The sequence below is a fragment of the Mycoplana rhizolycopersici genome (genome assembly GCF_013378445.1).
Lineage (GTDB): Bacteria > Pseudomonadota > Alphaproteobacteria > Rhizobiales > Rhizobiaceae > Mycoplana > Mycoplana rhizolycopersici.
In genome coordinates this window covers 530,091-552,235 of record NZ_JABXYK010000002.1, presented here as the reverse complement: position 1 = coordinate 552,235, position 22,145 = coordinate 530,091, and the positions used below count along the sequence as shown (strand labels likewise).

At 63.2% G+C, this 22,145-nt stretch carries 28 protein-coding genes, 3 tRNA genes and 1 riboswitch; of the genes, 10 read left to right on the top strand and 21 right to left on the bottom strand.

Annotated features, from left to right (window positions below; genetic code table 11):
• Positions 1-127: GTP-binding protein (locus HV823_RS05220; protein ID WP_246300942.1), on the bottom strand; the 127-nt coding region annotated here is incomplete at its 3' end.
• 452 nt (positions 128-579) lie between these two features.
• Here HV823_RS05220 and HV823_RS05215 point away from each other — a divergent pair.
• Complete coding sequence (locus HV823_RS05215; protein WP_176948647.1) at positions 580-1,416, top strand: ParB N-terminal domain-containing protein; 837 nt, start codon at positions 580-582, stop codon at positions 1,414-1,416.
• A gap of 69 nt (positions 1,417-1,485) precedes the next feature.
• On the opposite strand, the gene HV823_RS05210 is transcribed toward HV823_RS05215, so the two are convergent.
• Positions 1,486-1,559, bottom strand: a tRNA-Gly gene (locus HV823_RS05210).
• 26 nt (positions 1,560-1,585) lie between these two features.
• Positions 1,586-1,670 (bottom strand) — tRNA-Tyr (locus HV823_RS05205).
• Between the two features lie 216 nt (positions 1,671-1,886).
• Between HV823_RS05205 and HV823_RS05200 the strand changes: the two genes are divergently transcribed.
• Complete coding sequence (locus tag HV823_RS05200; protein WP_176948646.1) at positions 1,887-2,762, top strand: TrmH family RNA methyltransferase; 876 nt, start codon at positions 1,887-1,889, stop codon at positions 2,760-2,762.
• Positions 2,763-2,814: 52 nt separating this feature from the next.
• Here HV823_RS05200 and HV823_RS05195 read toward each other — a convergent pair whose 3' ends face one another.
• Both HV823_RS05195 and HV823_RS05190 read right to left on the bottom strand, forming a co-directional pair.
• Positions 2,815-3,090, bottom strand: a complete 276-nt coding sequence (locus HV823_RS05195; protein WP_176948645.1) for a hypothetical protein — start codon at positions 3,088-3,090, stop codon at positions 2,815-2,817.
• A 161-nt stretch (positions 3,091-3,251) separates the two neighbouring features.
• Entirely contained in the window at positions 3,252-3,875 is a 624-nt protein-coding gene (locus tag HV823_RS05190) for an FMN-dependent NADH-azoreductase (protein ID WP_176948644.1), read from the bottom strand.
• A gap of 132 nt (positions 3,876-4,007) precedes the next feature.
• Between HV823_RS05190 and HV823_RS05185 the strand changes: the two genes are divergently transcribed.
• The 7 genes from HV823_RS05185 to HV823_RS05155 all read left to right on the top strand — a co-directional run bounded on the left by HV823_RS05185 (position 4,008) and on the right by HV823_RS05155 (position 7,411).
• On the top strand, positions 4,008-4,955 hold the full coding sequence (locus HV823_RS05185; protein WP_176948643.1) for a LysR substrate-binding domain-containing protein: 948 nt from the start codon (positions 4,008-4,010) through the stop codon (positions 4,953-4,955).
• Between the two features lie 52 nt (positions 4,956-5,007).
• Positions 5,008-5,083 (top strand) — tRNA-Thr (locus tag HV823_RS05180).
• A 494-nt stretch (positions 5,084-5,577) separates the two neighbouring features.
• Positions 5,578-5,787 carry a cold-shock protein gene (locus HV823_RS05175; RefSeq protein ID WP_097141674.1) on the top strand — a complete coding sequence of 70 codons (210 nt, stop codon included), beginning with the start codon at positions 5,578-5,580 and terminating at the stop codon, positions 5,785-5,787.
• A gap of 420 nt (positions 5,788-6,207) precedes the next feature.
• Positions 6,208-6,450: a 30S ribosomal protein S21 gene (rpsU, locus tag HV823_RS05170; protein ID WP_176948642.1), complete on the top strand. Its 243-nt coding sequence runs from the start codon at positions 6,208-6,210 to the stop codon at positions 6,448-6,450.
• Positions 6,451-6,466: 16 nt separating this feature from the next.
• Complete coding sequence (locus HV823_RS05165; protein ID WP_176948641.1) at positions 6,467-6,688, top strand: hypothetical protein; 222 nt, start codon at positions 6,467-6,469, stop codon at positions 6,686-6,688.
• Between the two features lie 35 nt (positions 6,689-6,723).
• Positions 6,724-7,035: a DUF6894 family protein gene (locus tag HV823_RS05160; RefSeq protein ID WP_176948640.1), complete on the top strand. Its 312-nt coding sequence runs from the start codon at positions 6,724-6,726 to the stop codon at positions 7,033-7,035.
• A gap of 145 nt (positions 7,036-7,180) precedes the next feature.
• Positions 7,181-7,411, top strand: coding sequence for a hypothetical protein (locus tag HV823_RS05155; RefSeq protein WP_176948639.1), 231 nt, complete (start codon positions 7,181-7,183; stop codon positions 7,409-7,411).
• Positions 7,412-7,467: 56 nt separating this feature from the next.
• Positions 7,468-7,669: riboswitch (cobalamin riboswitch) on the bottom strand.
• Positions 7,670-7,935: 266 nt separating this feature from the next.
• Here the strand turns inward: HV823_RS05155 and HV823_RS05150 are convergent.
• On the bottom strand, positions 7,936-8,226 hold the full coding sequence (locus HV823_RS05150) for a hypothetical protein (protein ID WP_176948638.1): 291 nt from the start codon (positions 8,224-8,226) through the stop codon (positions 7,936-7,938).
• Positions 8,227-8,455: 229 nt separating this feature from the next.
• On the opposite strand from HV823_RS05150, the gene HV823_RS05145 reads away from it, so the two are divergent.
• Complete coding sequence (locus HV823_RS05145; protein ID WP_176948699.1) at positions 8,456-10,081, top strand: arylsulfatase; 1,626 nt, start codon at positions 8,456-8,458, stop codon at positions 10,079-10,081.
• Between the two features lie 69 nt (positions 10,082-10,150).
• Here HV823_RS05145 and ureG read toward each other — a convergent pair whose 3' ends face one another.
• The 15 genes from ureG to urtB all read right to left on the bottom strand — a co-directional run bounded on the left by ureG (position 10,151) and on the right by urtB (position 22,045).
• Positions 10,151-10,765, bottom strand: coding sequence for an urease accessory protein UreG (gene ureG / locus HV823_RS05140; RefSeq protein WP_176948637.1), 615 nt, complete (start codon positions 10,763-10,765; stop codon positions 10,151-10,153).
• A gap of 270 nt (positions 10,766-11,035) precedes the next feature.
• A complete protein-coding gene (locus HV823_RS05135; RefSeq protein WP_246300904.1) occupies positions 11,036-11,827 on the bottom strand; it encodes an urease accessory protein UreF in 792 nt (263 codons plus the stop codon).
• Positions 11,828-11,833: 6 nt separating this feature from the next.
• The gene (ureE, locus tag HV823_RS05130) at positions 11,834-12,334 is read right to left on the bottom strand and encodes an urease accessory protein UreE (RefSeq protein ID WP_176948636.1); all 501 of its coding nucleotides are present in this window, start codon (positions 12,332-12,334) and stop codon (positions 11,834-11,836) included.
• Between the two features lie 182 nt (positions 12,335-12,516).
• The gene (gene ureC, locus HV823_RS05125; RefSeq protein WP_176948635.1) at positions 12,517-14,226 is read right to left on the bottom strand and encodes an urease subunit alpha; all 1,710 of its coding nucleotides are present in this window, start codon (positions 14,224-14,226) and stop codon (positions 12,517-12,519) included.
• Positions 14,227-14,228: 2 nt separating this feature from the next.
• Positions 14,229-14,861: a Urease operon accessory protein gene (locus HV823_RS05120; protein WP_425487635.1), complete on the bottom strand. Its 633-nt coding sequence runs from the start codon at positions 14,859-14,861 to the stop codon at positions 14,229-14,231.
• Between the two features lie 28 nt (positions 14,862-14,889).
• Positions 14,890-15,312: a lysozyme inhibitor LprI family protein gene (locus HV823_RS05115; protein ID WP_176948633.1), complete on the bottom strand. Its 423-nt coding sequence runs from the start codon at positions 15,310-15,312 to the stop codon at positions 14,890-14,892.
• A gap of 25 nt (positions 15,313-15,337) precedes the next feature.
• Positions 15,338-15,694, bottom strand: coding sequence for a GFA family protein (locus tag HV823_RS05110; protein WP_176948632.1), 357 nt, complete (start codon positions 15,692-15,694; stop codon positions 15,338-15,340).
• A gap of 1 nt (position 15,695) precedes the next feature.
• Positions 15,696-16,001: an urease subunit beta gene (locus HV823_RS05105; RefSeq protein ID WP_176948631.1), complete on the bottom strand. Its 306-nt coding sequence runs from the start codon at positions 15,999-16,001 to the stop codon at positions 15,696-15,698.
• Between the two features lie 11 nt (positions 16,002-16,012).
• Positions 16,013-16,267 carry a DUF1272 domain-containing protein gene (locus HV823_RS05100; protein ID WP_176948630.1) on the bottom strand — a complete coding sequence of 85 codons (255 nt, stop codon included), beginning with the start codon at positions 16,265-16,267 and terminating at the stop codon, positions 16,013-16,015.
• A gap of 3 nt (positions 16,268-16,270) precedes the next feature.
• Positions 16,271-16,573, bottom strand: coding sequence for an urease subunit gamma (locus tag HV823_RS05095; protein ID WP_176948629.1), 303 nt, complete (start codon positions 16,571-16,573; stop codon positions 16,271-16,273).
• A 123-nt stretch (positions 16,574-16,696) separates the two neighbouring features.
• Positions 16,697-17,518, bottom strand: a complete 822-nt coding sequence (locus HV823_RS05090) for an urease accessory protein UreD (protein WP_176948697.1) — start codon at positions 17,516-17,518, stop codon at positions 16,697-16,699.
• A 113-nt stretch (positions 17,519-17,631) separates the two neighbouring features.
• The gene (gene urtE / locus HV823_RS05085; protein ID WP_176948628.1) at positions 17,632-18,327 is read right to left on the bottom strand and encodes an urea ABC transporter ATP-binding subunit UrtE; all 696 of its coding nucleotides are present in this window, start codon (positions 18,325-18,327) and stop codon (positions 17,632-17,634) included.
• 168 nt (positions 18,328-18,495) lie between these two features.
• The gene (gene urtD, locus HV823_RS05080) at positions 18,496-19,251 is read right to left on the bottom strand and encodes an urea ABC transporter ATP-binding protein UrtD (RefSeq protein WP_176948627.1); all 756 of its coding nucleotides are present in this window, start codon (positions 19,249-19,251) and stop codon (positions 18,496-18,498) included.
• A gap of 2 nt (positions 19,252-19,253) precedes the next feature.
• The gene (gene urtC, locus HV823_RS05075; protein ID WP_176948626.1) at positions 19,254-20,417 is read right to left on the bottom strand and encodes an urea ABC transporter permease subunit UrtC; all 1,164 of its coding nucleotides are present in this window, start codon (positions 20,415-20,417) and stop codon (positions 19,254-19,256) included.
• Positions 20,414-22,045 carry an urea ABC transporter permease subunit UrtB gene (gene urtB / locus HV823_RS05070; RefSeq protein ID WP_176948625.1) on the bottom strand — a complete coding sequence of 544 codons (1,632 nt, stop codon included), beginning with the start codon at positions 22,043-22,045 and terminating at the stop codon, positions 20,414-20,416. The genes urtC and urtB overlap by 4 nt, the downstream gene beginning before the upstream one ends.
• Between the last annotated feature and the right edge of the window lie 100 nt (positions 22,046-22,145).

Genomic DNA, 22,145 nt, shown 5'->3' with positions numbered 1-22,145 from the left:
CGTACGCCTTGAACTCGCCGAAGTACTTCGTGATCGCCGCCGTCAGCGACGTCTTGCCATGGTCAACGTGGCCGATCGTGCCAATGTTTACGTGAGGCTTGTTGCGCTCAAACTTACCTTTTGCCATGTTTATTCTTCCTGTGAACGAACTTTGGGCTTAACCGGCCCTTCCCGGTTTGGCTGCCGTTTAAGGCTTTCGCAAGGAATGCGCAAGCTCTAAATGCATGGGTGACTGGCAGGCCGACCACGGTCGCGCAACCGCTTCGACACCGCGCCGGATGAGCGCGACGGGAAAAATACGCGAATTCGATTCATGTTTTTATAATAAAGCATTAAGCTCGTTACTTAAATAAACTAATTAACTTGGAGTTCAAAAGTCCGGCGAATGCAGGCTTCTGCAGGTAATCGCGTCGGATTAGCCCAGGCAAAAAACCGGATTGCGCAGCCTGCCACTGCATGAAACAGTTGAGTTCCGTCAGGTCAGATCAAGCGTGAGACGAGATGATTCCGTCCGGGCAGGCCATATCCGACCGAACCGAACGCCCTTCCGGCAATTCGAGCCGAGGCGGCGGCCTGAGGTTGGACGTCAACGTCCCTCGTCGCTTGCGCCCCGGGCCGCTCTCCCACGCCGCCGGCTACCTTTCTCTCCATTCAATCGCGGCCTGGTTCGTCTTCCCGCAGAGGTTCGACCGCGCGACCGCGATCCTGGCGAAGGAAAGAAACGGTGGCGCCGTATCTCCGGGGCAGGCGAAGTCGCACTTCGGCCATCGGCTGTTCGTCGAGATCGACCCTGCGACGCTTACCCACCGGCTGGATGAAAAGCATGTCGACGAGGACGGTCACTGGCACTGGATCGGAGACCACTTTCTTGATGCGGACGACTGGAGCGGACGGCTTTCACCCCTTACCCGCTCGCCGGCTCACCGCGAGATCGTCGAGATCTGCCGCACGCGGCACGGTTTCCGGGAAGGGCGACACTACCGGGCCTATGTGCGCTCCCTGGAGCAGCGCCGTCCCGTCCGCCGCAACGGAAAACACCTCGACTCGATAGAAAAGATTGACGCATATTTCCGCTACTACGTGGACCTGATCGAGAACATCGAGCGCGCCGGAGTCGTGCCCCGCAACCGGTTCCAGCATTCGGCCGACACAGGCCGGCGACACCGCGGCATCCGTTCCCTCTGGCACGACCTTGTCGAACGAGACATCGGGATCGCCATCGGCGCGGATGGACGCCTCGTTCGTCATACCTCCGGCAAGCATCGCCTGGCAGCCGCAATCGGCCTCGGCCTGAAACGGATTCCCGTCGAGATCCGTCTCGTGCATCTCAACTGGCTGGAACAACAGATGGCAGTTTTCGAGCTTCCCCCGGCAAGTGCCCTGCAGAAAGCGCTCGAGGAGCACTGCTTCGGATAAGCGCGCTGGAGCCGCACGTATAGCAAGCGACACGAGTAAAAAGCGATAATGTCAAGCGATTGGAAAAGCTGGAGCGGGTAGCGGGAATCGAACCCGCGTATTCAGCTTGGAAGGCTGCTGCTCTACCATTGAGCTATACCCGCGGCGTGGTCCGATCCTCGTGACAGAATGGTGGAGGGAGTTGGATTTGAACCAACGTAGGCTGAGCCAACGGATTTACAGTCCGTCCCCTTTAACCACTCGGGCATCCCTCCATTATTCCGTCGGGATCAAGCGACCAAGTATGTTCAGATCGAAGTCTTGTTTCTGCCGGAGCAGTGCGCCCCCTCGATCTGCGCCGGGTATATGACCGCCCCGTTTCTTCCTGTCAACACAGTGCCTTGGAAAAAGTTGGGAAAAATGCATCGCCTTCCCCACCCCCGGCGCGATCAATGGATTTGCGCAATCCGCACCGGCGGCTATAAGGCGCTATGAGCAAAGATGACGCCGGCGGCAAGAGCGCCAAAGACACCCATTACGCAAAGCTTCGGCGCGCACACCGCGACCAGAAGCGCGAACGCGGCGAAATACCGACGCCGAAGAGCGACCGCCGCCACAAGCAGGCGGAAGGCTGGAAGGCGCCCGCGCTCGCGCCGGACCAAGTGTTTCTCTACGGCCTTCATACCGTGCGGGCCGCGCTCGACAATCCCGAACGGCAGATCATCCGGCTGTCGGTCACGCAGAATGCCGCCCAGCGCCTAGACCTGCCTGACCCTGCAACGCTCCCCTACCCTGTGGAAAACGTCCTGCCGTCCGATATCGACAAGATCCTCGGGCCGGAGGCGATCCATCAAGGCGTGATGCTCGAGACCCGGCCATTGCCGGTTCGCAGACTTGGCGCGCTCAAGGAGAGCCCGCTGATCCTCGTGCTCGACCAGGTGACAGATCCCCACAATGTCGGTGCGATCCTGCGCACCGCGGTCGCCTTCGGCGCCGGCGCCGTCATCACCACCATGCGCCACTCCCCCACCGAATCGGGCGTGCTCGCAAAATCGGCCTCCGGCGCGCTCGAACTGATCCCTTACATCCAGATCACCAACCTTGCGGACGCTCTGGAGGAGCTGCACGCTCTCGGCTTCACCTCGATCGGTCTCGATTCGGAAGGACCGGCGCCGCTCGAGACCACCCTTTCCGGCGACAAGATCGCGCTGGTGCTTGGATCGGAGGGCAAAGGGCTGCGACAGAAGACGAGAGCGACCTGCAAGGCGCTGGCCCGCCTCGACATGCCGGGCGCAATCAAGTCGCTGAACGTTTCGAACGCCGCGGCCATCGCGCTCTATGCGGCGCGACAGTATCTGACAAAATAGTTCTCTGCCCCCGGCCCCGTTCGCGTGGCCGGCCGGCGTCAGGCAATCGCGCTTACAAGGCAGCGGGCGTTGCTGGAGACTGCCCCGTCGCGGCAGCCGCAGGACATTCGTCTTGCACCTTCTTCCAGTTGGGGACATTCAGCGCCATCTCGCAACGGGCGAGATAGCGCCGGCCATCGACATTGAGGCACGCTACAGCCCCCAACTGATGGCGGCTGCCATCGCGGTTGCGGCAGGTGCAGCCGGTGTGCTGCGTCCTATCCGCCGCCCACGCGGCAGCGTCCACCAGAACAAACAGAAATACCACCAGGCAAAGCAAGAGCCGCATCGATCGCCTCCGCGCACCCTCTCCGCCCAGCAGTGTAGTCCCTTTCCAGCCGCTGTCGAGACAACGAGACGCAGCACGGCGCCGAACACGGCAACAGGCCCGCCGGACGAACTGTCCGACGGGCCTAAAAATTCCGCTCCAGGCGTTCAGCCCGCCTGTTCTCAGCCTGCCAGCTTCAGAGAGCCGAGGCCGGAGATCGTCGCCTCGGCCTCGGAAATGGCCGTCGCCTTCTGGTCGGCGCCGAGGTTCAGGCCCTCCGCACGAACGAACTCGACGTCGGTGATGCCGATAAAGCCGAAGACTGCCGTCAGGTAGCTTTCCTGATGGTCCATGACCGCAGCCGGGCCACTGCTGTAGTGGCCGCCGCGGGTGGACACGACGATCACCTTCTTGCCGGTGGCAAGTCCTTCCGGACCGTTCTCGGTGTAGCGGAACGTCTTGCCCGCCACGGCGATGCGATCGATCCATGCCTTCAACTGGCTCGGCAGCGAGAAATTATACATCGGCGCGCCGACGACGACGGTGTCGGCGGCGAGGAACTCGTCGAGGACGACGGCGCTGTTCTTGACGTCGGCTGCAACCTGCGCATCCAGTTCGCCGGGCTTGGCGTTGGCGGCCATCAGGTGGGCACCGGTCAGGTGCGGCAGCGCCTCGGCAACGAGGTCGCGATAGGTGACGGTTGCGGACGGATCATCAGCCTTGATCTGCGCCACTATGGCTGCCGTCAGGCGACGGGAAACGGAGTGGTCTCCGAGAATGCCGGAGTCGATGTGGAGGACGTTCATGATGTGGTGCCTCTGTTTTGAATCGGGTTGACACCTATATGCGGCGAAAACAATCAGCCGATTAGCCGGCCGAAATCCAATTGACTGTTTCTCTCGGGAAACAATAATGAGGCTCGCCCGAAAGGAATACGGATGCAGGACCTGAACGACCTCGCCCTTTTCGCCGCCGTCGTGAAGCACAAGGGTTTCACTGCCGCCGCCAATGCGCTCGACGTGCCGAAATCCAAGATCTCCAAGCGCGTTGCGCAACTGGAGGAGCGCCTCGGCGTGCGTCTGCTGGAGCGCTCGACCCGCAAGCTGCGCGTCACCGACATCGGCCAGACGTTCTACGAGCGCTGCGAGACGATACTTGCCGGAGTGGACGAGGCGGAAGCCGTGATCGCCGCAGCCAAGTCTGAGCCTGCCGGTCCGGTACGGCTGGCGATGCCACCCGGCTTTGCACCTATCCTTGCAAACATCCTGCCGACGTTTCTGAAGCGCTATCCCGATATTCGCCTGGCGATCCTGATGACCAATCGCCCCGTCGATCTGATCGAGGAGCGCGTCGACGTCGCGCTGCGGGTGCGGGCCAGCTATGATGGCGACCAGTCGATCGTGGTTCGCAAATTCGGCGACACGCGCCAGCTATTGGCGGCAAGCCCGGCATTCATCGCCCGCCATGGCCCGATCACCTTCGAAAACCTGGCGCAGATGCCGACGATCGCGATGCAGGAGAATCCGGGTCGCGCCGTCTGGACGCTGGTCGACGACGCCGGCGCCTTTCGCGACGTCGCCCACAATCCGGTTCTCTCCTGCATCGATTTCGGTATCCTCGAGCGCGCCGCGATCGAAGGGATCGGCGTCGGTCTGCTGCCAGACACGATCGCCGAAAGAGGGTTCCGCACCGGTGTACTGGCTCCCGTCCTTGCCGGCTGGGGCTCGCCGCAATCGAGCATGCATGCGGCCTTCACCTCCCGCCACGGAATGCTCCCGGCGGTCCGCGCCCTGATCGATTTCCTCGCGGAAACGCTGCCCCACACCGTCCAGCTCTGCAAGGAAGCCGTATCCCCGACGCCGGCAAGTCTCGACTGGACTATCTGAGGGGCATTTTTCGCTTTACAGCCGGAAGGAATATGCTACTCCCTCCCCGAGTGCCCTTATAGCTCAGTTGGTAGAGCACCTGATTTGTAATCAGGGGGTCCCGGGTTCGAGTCCTGGTGGGGGCACCAACATTTTCTTAACAATTTCATTATGTTAGAATTCGGAACGGGCAGAGCCGGCCTACATTTCACGTCGCGTCCTGTTGTGCGCTACTCGCCTTGCTTCACCGCGGCGCTCTGACGATTCGACCGATTGCGCGAAAGTCTGGCCAGTTGGTGCGTTCGGCCGCGGGCCGGTGATCAGCCGGCTGCATTTACGCCGGTCTCGTTGGGGACGCCTCCTGCGTGGCCGATCTCGTCCAGCGCAAGTTGCCTGCGCGAGCGTTCTGGGAAATAAACTTCGCCACAAAACCAAGATCTTACGAGCCTTTCGCGGCGAAGGTTCCCAATAAAACGCGATGGCGCCATTGTAATATTCCAAATTGAGTTTATATATTGGCCATCGACCATTGCTTGTGACGCCGGTCCAGAGCTTCGCTCCCGTCGGATTTCCTCTCAAAACATCGATCTAATCCCGCAAGGCATGTCGGGAACAACAGCGATTGCTTCGAAAGGAAATCGTTATGAATACTGGTACAGTCAAGTGGTTCAACGCCACCAAGGGCTTCGGCTTCATTGAACCGGACAACGGCAGCACCGACGTCTTTGTCCACATTTCCGCTGTCGAGCGCGCCGGTCTTGGTTCGCTCGTCGACGGACAGAAGGTTCGCTTCGATATCGTTCAAGACCGCAAGTCCGGAAAAAATTCCGCTGACAACCTGCAGGCTGCTTGAACTGTCACTCGGTCGCGCTGACCACGGATGTACTGGCAGCGTAGATGAGTGAAACTGAGAGGTCGGGTTAACGCCCGGCCTTTTATTTTTCGGCAATGGGAGTTCTCATGCCAAGACACCAATATCGTCCGGGCGACACTGTTGTATTGAAAGCCAGGGTGCTCGGAAGCACTCAGCCTGAAGGATCGGGACGGATCGTATCCCAACTGCCGGAAGCGAACGGCCTGCTCCGATACCGGGTACGGTTTTCCAGCGAGAATTTTGAGCGTAGCATTGAACAGGACGAGATCGATACGGTCGTGTCGGCATCCCCGGCGGCCAGGTCCCACCGCGTAGCGGACAACGGCGGAAGTGGAAGCTGGGTCAAGTCCAACACGATCAGAACCAGAAAATAGCAGCCAGACTGCATCAGGAGATATCTTGCAAGTTATCGTCAGAGACAACAACATCGAACAGGCATTGCGCGTCTTGAAGAAGCGGATGCAGCGCGAGGGCATCTTCCGCGAGATGAAGGCGCGCAGTTCCTATGAGAAGCCGTCTGAGAAGCGGGTCCGCGAAAAGGCTGAGGCTGTGCGGCGTGCCCGCAAGCTCGCTCGCAAGAAGGCCCAGCGTGAAGGTTTGCTGCCAGCTCCCAAGAAGAAAGTGCGCGTCTCGAGCCGCTGACGACAAGGAGGATTGAATGGCTGCCACCAAAGAGGAATTCTTCAAGCGAACAAAAACGTCGGCGGAAGAGAAAGCTGCGCAGACCAATGCCGTTGCTCGGGACATAATCGCTGCCGAGGCGGTGAAACGCGCGCTGAAAACAGAACGCCTTCGCCAGCTTCGGGAATCGCAAGCCGGCGACGCACCAGATGCGTCGGCCGCCCAGAAGCCGAAACCCCGAACGTCCAAAAAGAAATAACGCCGAATATTTACGCGCCTCAGGCTGGCAGCTCGATGAAAAACGAAGGGCTCGGCCTTGATTCTGATGGAACATATGTGGGGGAGCGCATGCCGCAATTCTCGTTTGCCACCACCAACGGTGATGGCGCCTCCGGTTCAGACGCACTTTGCGATCTGCAAGATTATGGATCTGCCATAAAGCGGGCAAGAAAAGCACTTGCGACGATGGCGCTGGATGGCCTTCCTGATGAGGCGCGTCCATTTTCGGTGCGAGTTTATGATGGAAGCGGCGAAATTCTGGCGGAGTTGAGCCTGGAATTTCGTGCCGAGTTCTTTTCGAGCCGTTATCCAGATCCGTTGCAATAGCCGACCTCCGTCGACACCTTTCTCTTTGGCGCAATGCAGGCTCCAGATCGCCGCATCCAGCCCATTTTTAGGGCTCGGCTCCCTCGCGCACATACCTCGGACGTTGAGACTGTCAGGAAGGAATTTCCCTTACCAGGAGGCGCCATTGGCCCACATTTCCTCTCCACGCCAAGACTTCACGTCCGACCGCCATCTCGAATGCGAGGATGCGCTCGAAGGCCCGTTCCAGCAGATCGTGTGGCAAGCGATGCAAGCGGGCTGGGACGAGGTGGAGGTGTGTACGGCAGTTGCCATGCTGGCGGATCATCATATCCTCGCCTCCTACGAGAGCCAGACGGCGGTCGATGCTGGAAAAATCGGCCGGAAACGGCGGTAGAGCGCTGCCGCGGATGCCGGTGGGCCGGAAGCGAGAAACGCGGTCAAACGGAGCCCTCCTCACTGGTCGCTGCTGCAGGTCTCTTGGCCTGCCGGTCATCGCCACCGTTCGTCTTCCAACAGCGTCTTCCTCACTGACATGTTGGACCGTTGCGCCCCGCCTACAGTTGCGGGGGCAACTCCGGCATAGGCGCACATGACGCCCTAGTCGTATTCCCTCTTAGCTCCAGATTGCGAAATCCGCACAACCACGCTGGCAGCACCATGGCTCCATCAGGCCCGGTCGATGACCGTTGTGCCCGCATCACCAGAATCGGCTCATCGCGCACCCTGGCCACGGCCACCGCCCTGCTGTCCGCCAGCTTCGCCTGTGCATACCGACGAGAAGGAAAGCTGGAGGCTGCTCGTTGCCGACCATACGCTGCCCGTCGCCCGCGCCGTTGACGCGGAGGCAGGCAAGGAGATCGCACGTGGCAAGCTGACGCGGTGATTGCGCTTCACGAAGAAGAACGGCAGTACGTTCATCTATGCCGACGTCGACGGCGACGCTCCGCCATCCACGTCGACGAGCTCTACACCTTCGTGAAGGGTGACCTCCTGCTTTGGCGACTTCGGCCTCTCTTCACCGAGCTTGGGAGCGACCGCCTTGCCGCTGTCGAACTCGACTGGTTCGACCCTGCCGCCAACAGCACCCAAACCGCCGGCGTACCGGCGGACACCATGACAGTCGAAGCCGCAACCGGGACGTTCCTCCTCGATCGCCCCGGCTCCGTCCTCGGCTCGGCAATGCTTCGGCTGTCTATGGCTTCCTGCCATCGGCGCGGCCGCGGATGAGACTGTTCAAATGGCGCGGCCCGCCTCCGCTCATTCCGGTTCAGACCTGTGGGGTGGGAAAGACGTTGCCAAAGCCCAACTCGTATAGCAAAAGTCGTTTGTCACGCAGGTTTGCAATGGGGGGTTATTCCGCCACACACGTTTCGTGTCCATAAACAGGCATTTTTCAGTTCTTTAAATACGTTCGACATATGGGAGTAGTGTAATGCGCATGCCCCTGAACTATCTGGGCGACCGGCTCTCCACCCGCCGCCTGAAGAACCTGAAACCACGAGCGCTCGCCCTTGCGGGAACAGTCCTCGCTTCTGCGTACCTCGCTACGCCGGCCAGCACATCGGCGCAGGATGCGGCGAAGCCCAACATCCTCGTCATCTTCGGCGACGACATCGGCCAGACCAATATCAGCGCCTATTCCTTCGGCCTCATGGGCTACAAGACCCCGAACATCGACCGGATCGCCAAGGAAGGTATGATGTTCACCGACTATTATGCGGAAAATAGTTGCACGGCCGGGCGCTCCACCTTCATCACCGGACAGACCTGCCTCAGGACCGGGCTTTGCAAGGTCGGCATACCCGGCGCCGCGGTCGGCCTCCAGGATCGTGACATCACCATCGCGCAGGCGCTGAAGCCGCTCGGATACGCGACGGGGCAATTCGGCAAGAACCATCTCGGCGATCAGGATCGCTTCCTGCCGACCGCTCACGGCTTCGACGAATTCTTCGGCAACCTCTACCACCTGAACGCCGAGGAAGAGCCGGAACGGCCCTACTACCCCAAGGACGACACCGCCTTCGTCAAGAGCAACTCACCGCGCGGGGTGCTGCATAGCTTTGCCGACGGCAAGGTCGAAGACACGGGAGCGCTCAACCGCAAGCGCATGGAGACGATAGACGACGAGACGACGGAGGCCGCAATCGCCTTCATGCAGAAGCAGGCGCAGGCCGGAAAGCCGTTCTTCACCTGGATGAACACCACCCGCATGCACGCCTTCACGCATGTGCGTCCGAGCATGCAGGGACAGAGCGGCATGCCGGGCAACGAATATGCGGACGGCATGATCGAACACGACGGCGACGTCGGCAAACTGTTGAAGGCGCTGGACGACCTGGAGATCGCCGACAACACCATCGTCGTCTATACCACCGACAACGGACCCAACCAGTGGTCTTGGCCAGACGCCGCCACGACCGCGTTCCGCAGCGAGAAGGACACGAACTGGGAGGGCGCCTTCCGCGTCCCGGCCATGGTCCGCTGGCCCGGCAAGATCAAGCCAGGCGAGATCTCAAACGAGATGATTTCGGGCCTCGACTGGTTCCCGACGCTTCTCGCCGCCGCCGGCGACCAGGACATCAAGGACCGGCTATTGAAGGGAACGGATATCGACGGCAAGCCTTTCAAGGTCCATCTCGACGGCTACAACCAGTTGCCCTACCTAACAGGTGAACAGCCGAAGTCGGCGCGCAATGAATTCTTCTACTTCAACGACGACGGCTTGCTGGTCTCCTATCGATTCGACAACTGGAAGCTCGTGTTCTCCGAACAGCGCGAACCCGGCGGCTTCGTGGTCTGGGCCAATCCGTTCACGAACCTGCGCGTACCGAAGGTATTCAACCTCCGTATGGATCCATACGAACGCGCAGACGTCGTCTCGGACCAGTACTACGACTGGATGACGAAAAACGCCTATCTGGCACAATACGGTGTCTGGAAGGTTGCGCCGTTCCTGCAGACCTTCAAGGACTATCCGCCAAGCCAGCGTTCTGCGAGCTTCAGCATCGACCAGATGATCGAAGCGCTGATGCGATCCGTCGAACAGGGCCAGAAGGCGAACTGACGCAATTGTGGCCACGGATGCGCCGGAACGACCCGGCGCATCTTCGTTTTCAGCAAGGCATGGCGCACCCTACACCAGACCACCTTCCACGGTGAGGAAATCGACGATACGCTCTACGCCCTCGCCGCGCTTCATGTCGGTGAAGACGAACGGCTTTTGTTCCCGCATGCGGTTCGCGTCCCGGGTCATGACGTCGAGATCGGCGCCGACATAGGGCGCGAGATCCTTCTTGTTGATCACGAGCAGGTCGGAGCGGGTGATGCCCGGGCCGCCCTTGCGCGGGATCTCCTCGCCCTGGCAGGTAGAGATCACATAGATGGTGATGTCGGCGAGATCGGGCGAAAACGTTGCCGCCAGGTTGTCGCCCCCCGATTCGATGAAGACGACGTCCAGGTCCGGAAAGCGGCGGTTGAGGTCGGCGATCGCCTGCAGGTTGATCGTCGCGTCCTCGCGGATCGCCGTATGCGGGCAACCGCCGGTCTCGACACCGACGATCCGGTCGGACGACAGCGCCTGCATGCGCACCAGCGCCTCGGCATCCTCGCGCGTGTAGATGTCGTTGGTGACGACGGCGACCGAGAAGCGCTCGCGCATGGCTTTGCACAGCTTCTCCGTCAGCGCGGTCTTGCCCGAGCCCACCGGGCCGCCGATGCCGACGCGCAAGGGGCCGTTTGCCGATTTCATGGGATGTCCTTTCGATATGCCTTGGTTCGAGAATAACGTGGTGGGGTGCCGGCGCAATGGGGCAAGTGGCGCAGGAAACGCGTCGTAAGGCGTCTGCCCCTCACCCTGGCCCTCTCGCAGCAAGCGGAGAGAGGGAACGCTCCACAGGCATTGCGCGCCACCGCAATGATGCCCCGCGACAAGATCGACGCTGTCGCCGGATCCGCCTTCTCCCCTGCGGGGAGAAGGTGCCGGCAGGCGGATGCGGGGCTGATACCGTATTGCAAGCCATCAGGACCTGAACAGCCGCGAATGCTGCGTCTCGTGCCGCAGAGAGGCGATGTCGGCGTGGACCGCGGCGGCGCCAAGATCATCGAGCGTGCCGGCGGCGGCGCGGGCGGAGACGACGGCGATCTCCTCCTCCAGCCCTGCCAGGATCATCACGCCCGCGGCCTGCCCGCAGACGCCAAGCCGGATGCCGGCGGAGACGGACTGCGACAGGGCGGCGTGCAGGTAGGCGGCCAGCGCCTGGACGGGCGGCACCCCGTGGGCGGCGGCCAGGGCGCCGGCGGCGACCGGATAGGGCACGTCCTGCGGCAGGCGCGCCAGTACGGGATCCGGCCAGGCGGAAGCAGCGGAGACGAAAGCGCGGCCGAGCGACAGCGTCTCGGCATGGCGTTCGGCCGTACCGGCCAGCGCCAGTCCCAGTTCCGCAAGTTCGGCCAGATCCGAGCTATCCTCGGAGCCGCGTCCTGCCTCACGCTCGACGCAACGCCCCGCCCCGTCTTCGACCCGAGGCGCCCTGCCGTCGCTTAATCGGCACCCGCTCTCGTCGTCAACCCGGCTACGGGCCTCGCGATCGCACTGGCGCCAGGCTTCGGCAAACAGCACCGCATCGTTCCAAAGCGCGCCATGCGCCAGCACGGTCTCCAGCCAGGCCGATAGGCCGGCCGCATCCGCCACCAGTCGATCGGCCACCGCACGCTCCAGTCCGCCCGACCAGGCGAAACCGCCGACAGGAAAGGCCGGCGACAGCCATGCCATCAGCCGCAGCAGCGCGCGGGTATCGATGCCCTCGCCCATTGCCGCTCAGTCGTGATGATGGTGGTCGTGGCCGTGATGATGGCCGTGATCGTCATGGCCATGCCCATGGCCGCCATGACCGTGATAGGCGCCGCGCACCGGCTGGAAGGCCGCCTCGACGTCGGTGACCGTCGCACCCAACCCCTCCAGCATGGCGCGGATGACGTGGTCGCGCGGCACGAGTATGCGTCCCTCCTCGATCTGCGCCGTCAGGTGGCGGTTACCGAGATGCCAGGCGAGCTCGATCAGGTGCAGCGTATCGCGCCCCCTTACCTCAAAGAGTTTCTCCGGGGCCGCCTGGATCTCGACGGTATCACCATTGTCGAGCACCAGCCGGTCGCCATGGTGAAACAGAACGGCCTCCTTGAGGTCGAGCATGACCATCTCGCCGTTCGACAGATGCAGCACCTTGCGGCGCAGGTGGCGCAGATGGGACGGCAGCGTGACGGTGTCGACCGGCGGATCGGAAACCTCGCCGGCCGGGCGGTAGGAATGCACGTGCTGCATGGGATACTCCAGTCATAGAACGATAGGTATCAAGGATAGCGGCCTGCCGAGACGGTTTCCACCGGCAGAAGCGCTTACCCGTTGGCCGCGCCAGGCCGCCTGCCCCACGTCCGCCTCCGGCGCGCGGGAGCCGGGAGAGGCGGGAACGCGGAGTGAAAGCAAAAACAGGGCCTGCGCTTGCCTCAGAACAGGAAATAGCGTTGTGCCATCGGCAGCACCGTCGCCGGTTCGCAGGTCAGGAGCTCGCCGTCGGCGCGGACCTCGTAGGTCTCTGGGTCGACCTCGATATGCGGCGTCAGGCTGTTGTGGATCATCGAGGCCTTGGAGATGCCGCCGCGGACGTTCCTGACCGCCACCAGCTTCTTGTCGACGCCGAGACGCTGCGCCAGCCCGCCGTCGAGCGAGGCCTGGGAAACGAAGGTGACAGACGAATTGGTGCGCAGCTTGCCATAGGCGGCGAACATCGGCCGGTAGTGCATCGGCTGCGGCGTCGGGATCGAGGCGTTCGGGTCGCCCATCGGGGCGGCGGCAATCGAGCCGCCGAGCAACACCATCTCCGGCTTCACGCCGAAGAAGGCGGGGCTCCAGAGCACCAGGTCGGCGCGCTTGCCGACCTCGACCGAACCGATCTCGTGGGAGACGCCGTGGGCGATCGCCGGATTGATCGTGTACTTGGCGATGTAGCGGCGGACGCGGAAATTGTCGTTGTCGCCGGTCTCTTCCTTCAGCTTGCCGCGCTGGCGCTTCATCTTGTCGGCGGTCTGCCAGGTGCGGATCGCCACTTCGCCGACACGGCCCATCGCCTGGCTGTCCGACGAGATGATCGAAAACGCGCCGATATCGTGCAGGATGTCTTCGGCCGCGATCGTTTCCTTGCGGATACGGCTTTCGGCAAAGGCGATGTCCTCGGGGATCGACGGCGACAGGTGGTGGCAGACCATCAGCATGTCGAGGTGCTCGGCGAGCGTGTTGACCGTATAGGGCCGCGTCGGGTTGGTAGACGACGGGATGACGTTCGGATTGCCGCAGACCTTGATGATGTCGGGCGCATGGCCGCCGCCCGCCCCTTCGGTGTGGAAGGCATGGATGGTGCGCCCCTTGATGGCGGCGACGGTATCCTCCACGAAACCGCTCTCGTTCAGCGTGTCGGTATGGATCATCACCTGGACGTCGAACGCATCTGCCACCGTCAGGCAGTTGTCGATCGCCGCCGGCGTCGTGCCCCAGTCCTCGTGCAGCTTCAGCGAGGAGGCGCCGGCCAGAATCATCTCCTCCAGCGGCGCCGGCAGCGAGGCGTTGCCCTTCCCCGCGAGCGCGAGGTTCATCGGGAAGGCGTCAAAACTCTCGATCATCCGCTCGATGTGCCAGGCGCCGGTGCAGGTTGTCGCAAGCGTCCCATGCGCGGGACCGGAGCCGCCGCCGAGCATGCAGGTGACGCCCGACATCAGCGCCTCCTCGATCTGCTGGGGGCAGATATAGTGGATATGCGCATCCATGCCGCCGGCTGTCAGGATCTTGCCCTCGCCGGCGATAGCTTCTGTCGACGGCCCGACGATGATGGTGACGCCCGGCTGCGTATCCGGGTTGCCCGCCTTGCCGATCGCATGGATCCGGCCGTCCTTCAGGCCGACGTCGGCCTTGTAGATGCCGGTATGGTCGACGATCAGCGCATTGGTAATGACGGTATCGACAGCACCTTCGCCGCGCGTCGCCTGGCTCTGGCCCATGCCGTCGCGGATGACCTTGCCGCCGCCGAACTTCACCTCGTCGCCGTAGGTCGTGAAATCCTTCTCCACCTCGATGAAGAGTTCGGTATCGGCGAGCCGCACCTTGTCGCCCGTGGTCGGGCCGAACATGGAGGCGTAAGCCGCGCGGGACATCTTGTAGGACATGGTCAGGCTCCTTGGGAGGGAGAAAGCGAGGGAGATGATGACGCGATGAGGTGCACGCGCCCGGCGTCGGCGAGGCCGGCGACGAGGCGGCGCTCGGCGACAAAGGGATGGCCGTCCCAGCCCTCATGGCTGAAACCGGCGAGCGTGATTTCGGACCCGGAAAATTCCGGCTCGGACAAAACATGGAAAAGCACGACAAGGCCGCTGCTCGGCACCACGTAAGAGCCGGGCGAATGCGCGACAAGCGCGGCGTCGGCCGCCTCGTGCACGGCGGCGGGGATGATCCGGTGCCGCTTGCCGTTCTCCGCGGCGAAGCGGGCGAAGTCTTCGGTGCGGTCGTCGCAGAAATCGTCGAGTTCGGGATGGCTGACGGCGAGTTGCGGGCGAAGGGACGCGAATTTTTGAGGATCCCGCACCGACCAGATCTCGCAGGCACCCCGCACCGGGGCGCTGTCGCGCCATTCCGGACCGTCGAGCATCTCGTTGGCCGGACGGCCGGTGTTGCAGACGGCAACGGCATCGGTGCGCCGGCCCGATTGGGCAGTGTTACGGCTGAGATTGAAACGGACGACGAAATCGGCGGCGTCGATGATCGCGCCCGCTCCCTCCGCCACCGCCCCGTTGCCAACGATCATGATCCGCCGTCCCATCTCGCCCCGCCCCTCAGTTCACGAAGCTGTCGGAGAGCTGCCCGAGTTCTTCGGTCCGCTTGCGGGTCAGGTCGGCAAGGCAGTTGGAAACGACCATCGGCTGGATCGTCCCGCCCTGCACGGTAAAGCCCAGCGCCTCGCACTGGCTGTCGCGATAGGCGAGCCAGGCACGCTGGGCCTTGAGCAGCCGATCCTCGGCGCCGCGCGGACCGCCGTCGGATTCGATCATGTCGTCCCAGACTTTCGCGGCCTTCTTCGTCGCCAGCCATTGCTCGTTCAGCGCCTTGTCGGCTGCCGCGTAGTCCTCGGCGGCGCAGGCGTTCATGTCGCTCTGCGTCTGCGCAAGCTTGCAATCGACGGGCAACCCCTCTTCGCTCGGGGCGTCCACCAGCAGGACGCAGCCGCACAGCATCGTCAGCAGCGCCGTCTTCACCATCTCCGTCTCCCCGCACCCCGGCCGGTCAAGCGGACGCGCCGTCGTAGGCGTGCGGCGAGAGGGCTCGCGGGTTCACGCCGTCAAGACAGTTGACGTTGACGGCGACCATCGATGAGCCGTCCGGCTTCTCTCCATAGGCGAAACTCTGGATGCCGCAGGTCTTGCAGAAGAGGTGATGCACCTTCCCGTTGTTGAAGAGATATTCGGACAGGTTGTCCTCGCCCGACTTCAAGTTGAACGCCTCGCGTGCGGTGAAGGTCAGCACCGAGCCGAGGCGCTGGCAGCGCGAGCAGTTGCAGATGATCGTCTGGTCGAGGTCGGCATCCGCCTCGAAGGACACGGCGCCGCACTGGCAGCCGCCGCTATAGTGCGCGACTGCCATCTCAGAGCCCTCCCATCACCATCTGGCGGAAGCCGTAGATCTCGCGCTTCCCGGCAAACGGGATCAGCCGTACCGTTCTCGTCTGGCCCGGCTCGAAGCGAACCGCCGTGCCGGCCGGAATGTCGAGCCGCAGGCCGCGGGTCTTGTCGCGGTCGAAGGACAGGCCGGCATTGGTCTCGTAGAAATGATAGTGGCTGCCGACCTGGATGGGGCGGTCGCCGGTGTTGGAGACGTCCAGTTCTATCACCGGCAGGCCGGCGTTCAGTTCGATGTCGCCGCTTGCGGCAATGACCTCACCGGGAATCATCAGCTTTCCTCCTAGGCTGCCTTCAGCGGGCCGCAGCCCTCGGCCTTCAGCACGCGTTTCGTCGAGGCGGGATACTTCGCCAGCATGGCCGGCGTGCGCACCGGCCGACGGACAAGTTCGCCGGCGCAGTTCGGGCAGGCGCCCCCCAGTACCCCGCCCGCGCAATCGGCGCAAAAGGTGCACTCGAACGTGCAGATCAGCGCTTCGTCGCTCTCCGGCGGCAGGTCGCGGTCGCAGCATTCGCAATTGGGGCGAAGTTCCAGCATGGCTTACCGGATCGGTTCGTGGACGGTCACAAGCTTGGTGCCATCCGGAAAGGTCGCCTCGACCTGGATATCGTGGATCATCTCGGCGATCCCGTCCATCACCTGGTCGCGCGTGACGACATGGGCGCCGGCCTCCATAAGGTCGGCGACGGAGCGGCCGTCGCGCGCGCCTTCGACCACGAAGTCAGTGATCAGCGCGATCGCCTCGGGATGGTTCAGCTTGACGCCGCGCTCCAGCCGCCGTCGGGCGACGATAGCCGCCATGGCGATCAGGAGCTTGTCTTTTTCGCGAGGTGTCAGGTTCATGGAAGGCTCTTCCGTTGCAACTGGAGCATGTTGCGCAAAAGCTTGTAGCGGTTCTGCGCCAAAGACATGCGTGAAATCATAGAACTAGAGCGAGAAAGCGAATCCGAAGCATCGCCACACGCTCTAGAGTGTCCAGACTTTCGGCAGGCTCGCGCCGTTGCGCAAGTGCGAAATGACAGGGATGAGAATTTTTCGCAAGGCGAAGCCATCGACGGCGCTGACGCGGGCGACCAGCTTGTCCTGCCAATGACTTGCGCCGGCCATCGCGTCGCCCAGCAACACACGCACCGGGGCAAGCAAGGCGTCGGCCTGAGGGCCGCAATAGACAATCGTGGCAAAGGCGCTGCAGCCGGAAAGCACCGCCGGCTGCGCCGCAAGATCGGCGACGCTACGGCCGAAATGCGCTTCCTCGGCGTGAACGAGCCGTCCCTCACGGCGAATGCGCCAGCGATCCCGAAAGAGGCCTGCCATCATCGTCTCGCCCATCGCCTTGCGGCCGAACAGCACCGCCTCCACCGCGAGAAATTCCGCATCCCTGTGCAGATCGACGTCCAGGCTGCGCGTCAACGAGGCGTTGTCGAACAGAATGGTCTCCTGCGGCAGCCAGTCCGCCCGTGCGCCGGCACCAACGGTGATCCCGGTCGAGACCGTGGCCGTGCCGTTGCTAGCCTTGTAGATCTTCTCGCAGGCCTGGGTGGTGAGCGTCAGGCGCGTGCCTTCGCCGGCCTCGAAGGACCAGTCGACGACGTCGCCGCCGGTGAGCCCGCCCGATGTGTTGATCAGCACGGCCTCCATGCCGGCGTCGAAGGTCTCGGGCAGCCGGATCTTGGCGCAGCCTTCCTGATAGAAGGTATCGAGGCGCGTCCGTCCGTCCCGGGCCTTGGCCTTCAGCCGGCCCACGCCACGGGCGCGCTGCGGTCGACCGATGGCTTCAGCGGCGGTGATTGCTTGCGTGTTCACGTCTGCCTTTCGCTTGGCATTCTGAATTCGGCCCGATCCACGGCATCCTCAGCGGCAAAGCAATCGGCTTGGCGCGCCGGACGTCGCCGCCGCTTCAATCACACCGTCAGATGCCGCCGCGCCTCGGGCGTATCCAGCGTTTCGGCCGGGCCCTCGTGCACGATCTCGCCACGATCCATGATGTAGACGTGATCGGCAAGCTCCCGGCAGAAGTCAAGATACTGTTCCACAAGCAGGATCGCCATGCCGGTGGAATCACGCAGGTATTTGATCGCCCGGCCGATATCCTTGATGATCGAAGGCTGGATGCCTTCGGTCGGCTCGTCCAGCACCAGGATCTTCGGCCGCGTCACCAGTGCCCGGCCGATTGCCAGTTGCTGCTGCTGGCCGCCAGAAAGGTCGCCGCCGCGGCGGCCGAGCATGGTCTGCAGCACCGGAAACAGGCTGAAGATGTCGTCGGGAATGGAGCGCTCCGCCCGTTTCAGCGGCGCATAGCCGCTCTCGAGATTTTCCTTCACCGTCAAAAGCGGGAAGATCTCGCGCCCCTGCGGCACGTAGCCGATCCCCTGCTTGGCGCGGCTGTAGGGCGCCAAGCCGTTCAGCGCGACGCCGTTGAAGCTGACGCTGCCTGACGACAACGGATGCTGGCCGGTCACTGCCCGCAACAGGCTCGACTTGCCGACGCCGTTGCGGCCAAGCACGCAGGTGATCTTCCCCATCTCGGCCGAAAGCGAGATGCCGCGCAGCGCCTGCGCGGCGCCGTAGTGGAGATTGGCTTTTTCGACTGTCAGCATGGCAATTCTCTTCTCATCGTTCCTTTGCCCCTCATCCGGCTGCCGCCACCTTCTCCCCGCAAGCGGGGAGAAGGAACATGCCGCTCCGCCCCACCTGGGATCGCGTCCCCTCTCCCCGCTTGCGGGGAGAGGGTTAGGGTGAGGGGCACATTGCACCCGTCGGAACCCTCACCGCCCCAGATAGTTCTCGATCACCTTCTGATCGGCGCTGACGAAGTCGATCGAGCCTTCCGCCAGAACCGAGCCCTCCGCCAGGCACGTCACCTTGACGCCAAGATCGCGGATGAAGCCCATGTCGTGCTCGACGACGACGACCGAACGCGTCTTGGCGATCTCCTTCAAAAGGATCGCGGTCTCGGCCGTCTCGGCATCGGTCATGCCGGCGACAGGCTCGTCGACGAGAAGCAACTCCGGCTCCTGCGCCAGCAGCATCCCGATCTCCAACCACTGCTTCTGGCCGTGGCTAAGGCTGGCGGCGAAGTCGTTGCGGCGGTTCGAAAGCCGCACCGTCGAAAGGATCTCCTCGATGCGGGCGTTGTCCTCCAGCGTCATGCGGTAGAACAGGGTGGCGAAGACGCCGCGCTTGCGGTTCAGGGCCAGTTCGAGATTGTCCCAGACGGTGTGGCTCTCGAACACCGTCGGCTTCTGGAACTTCCGGCCGATGCCGAGCTGGGCGATCTCCGCCTCGTCGCGCCTGGTCAGGTCGATGTCGCCCTTGAAGAAGACTTCGCCCGAGTCGGGCCGGGTCTTGCCGGTGATGATGTCCATCATCGTCGTCTTGCCGGCGCCGTTCGGGCCGATGATGGCGCGCAGTTCTCCGGGCTCGATGACGAAGGACAGCGAATTCAGCGCCTTGAAGCCGTCGAAGGAGACGGAGACGCCGTCGAGATAAAGCAGGCTGGTCGGTTTCTTCTCGTTCATCATCCTCACTCCGCCGCTACCGGCTCGGCCACGGCCTGGCCCCTCGCCGCCTCGTCTTCGGCGGCCTTGCGATATTCCTTCCGCTTCGCCCGCCATGCCTGCACCGTGCCGACGATGCCCTTCGGCAGGAACAGGGTGACGAGGACGAATAGCCCGCCGAGCGCGAACAGCCAGAATTCCGGGAAGGCGGCGGTGAAGATGCTTTTGCCGCCATTGACGAGGATGGCGCCGATGATCGGGCCGATCAGCGTGCCGCGGCCGCCGACCGCCGTCCAGATCACGACTTCGATCGAGTTGCCGGGCTCGAACTCGCCGGGATTGATGATGCCGACCTGCGGCACGTAAAGCGCGCCGGCCACGCCCGCCATCATCGCAGACACAGTGAAGGCGAACAGCTTGAAGTGCTCGACGCGGTAGCCGAGGAAGCGGGTGCGGCTTTCGGCGTCGCGCACGCCGACGAGGATCTTGCCGTATTTGGAGCGGACCATCCCTGACGTCAGGATCAGCGAGAGTGCCAGCGCCACGGCGGACGCCGCAAACAGGGCCGCGCGGGTGCCTTGGGCCTGGATGTTGAAGCCGAGGATGTCCTTGAAGTCGGTCAGGCCGTTGTTGCCGCCGAAGCCCATGTCGTTGCGGAAGAAGGCGAGCAGCAGCGCGAACGTCATCGCCTGGGTGATGATCGACAGGTAGACGCCGTTGACGCGGGAGCGGAAGGCGAACCAGCCGAAGACGAAGGCGAGCAGGCCCGGCACCAGCACAACCATCAGGGCCGCAAACCAGAACATGTCGAAGCCGTACCAGAACCAGGGCAGTTCCTTCCAGTTGAGGAAGACCATGAAGTCCGGCAGCAGCGGATTGCCGTAGGAGCCGCGCGCGCCGATCTGGCGCATCAGGTACATGCCCATGGCATAGCCGCCGAGCGCGAAGAAGGCGGCGTGCCCCAGCGAAAGGATGCCGCAGAAGCCCCAGACGAGGTCGAGCGCCAGCGCCAGCAGCGCGTAGGTCAGGTACTTTCCGAACAGCGAGACCAGGTAGGTCGGCACGTGCAACGGATGATCGGGCGCGGTCAGCAGGTTCAGCGCCGGCACAATCAGCGCGAGCCCGAGAATGATGGCGACGGCTATGACGATCGTGCGGTCGAAGGATTTGAGGAGAAACGAGGTGATCATGCTTCCACCGCCCTGCCCTTGAGTGCGAACAGCCCGCGCGGCCGCTTCTGGATGAAGAGGATGATCAGCACGAGAACGAGGATCTTGCCGAGGACGGCGCCCGCATAGGGTTCGAGGAACTTGTTGAGGATGCCAAGCGTGAAGGCGCCGACGAGCGTGCCCCACAGATTGCCGACGCCACCGAAGACCACGACCATGAAGCTGTCGATGATGTAGCCCTGGCCGAGGTTCGGCGAGACGTTGTCGATCTGCGAGAGCGCGACGCCGGCGATGCCGGCGATGCCGGAGCCGAGCGCGAAGGTCAGCGCGTCGACCCAGGGTGTCCTAATGCCCATGGAGGAGGCCATGCGGCGGTTCTGCGTTACCGCCCGCATCTGCAGGCCCATCGGCGTCTTCTTCAGGAGGAACAGCAGGGCCGCGAAGACAGCGAGCGAAAAGACGATGATCCAGAGCCGGTTCCAGGTAATCGTCAGGCCGCCGAGCTCGAAGGCGCCGGACATCCACGACGGATTGCCGACCTCGCGGTTGGTCGGGCCGAAGATGGTGCGGACAGCCTGCTGGAGGATAAGCGAGATGCCCCAGGTGGCCAGCAGCGTCTCGAGCGGACGGCCGTAGAGGAAGCGGATGACGCCGCGCTCGATCGCAAGGCCGACCGCGCCGGTGACGAGGAAGGCGAGCGGCAGGGCGATCGCCAGCGACCAGTCAAACAGCCACGGATAGGAGTTGCGGATGATCTCCTGGACCACGAAGGTGGTGTAGGCGCCGAGCATCACCATCTCGCCGTGGGCCATGTTGATGATGCCCATGACGCCGAATGTGATGGCAAGCCCGATCGCGGCGAGCAGCAGGACGGAGCCAAGCGACAGGCCGTACCAGACGTTCTGGCCGGCGGCCCACAAGGCCTGGCGGTCCTGGATGTCCGAGATGGCGGCCTCGATATCGGGTTTCAGCGTGTCGTCGGCAGAGGCAAGGGCCGCACTCAGCAGCGACAGCGAATCCTGGCCGCCGGCATTGCCAATGATTTCGATTGCGGCCTTCTTCTCGTCGTCCGGCCGGTCCAAAACCAAGAGGGCTGCAGCGCGCGCGCGCTCCAGTACCAACTTCACGCGGGCGTCGGTCTCGGCCGCTAGCGCCGTCTCGACCGGTTCGAGCGCGTCCGCCGAAGGGGTGCGCAGCAAGGTTTGCGCGGCCTGAAGGCGGGTGCCCGCATCCGGGCTCATCAGCGTCAGGCCGCCGAGGGCGGAGCGAACGACGCGGCGCAGGCTGTTGTTGACCTTGATCTTTGCAAGCGCGCCGGACGCCTCCGTGCCGGCCTCCTCGCCGCTTAGGGGATCGATGAGAATGAGAGTGCCGCCGGACGATTTCGTCAGGAAGACCTGCTTGTCGGACTTGCGCTGATAGAGGTCGCCCGCGGCAAGCGCCTCGAGCGCGGGAACGATCTTCGGGTCGCCGGTCTTTGCCAGCGCCTCGACCTGTTTCGCGGTCTGCGAGAAATTCCCCTCGCCCAGCGCATTGATCATCGCCCGCAAGTCGTCCTCGGCGCGGAGGTCGGTCGCAAATACGGTAATGAGGAGGCAAAACGTCACCAGCAGGGACTGGAGCGATCGATAGGCTAGCCGCGTCAACATGGGTTTATCCTCGCCGGGCCGGTTCAGGCCGTGTTGGCCCTCGGCATGCGCATCCAGATTTCGGAAGCATCCCGCCACCGGAGATGGCGGGATGCTTCCG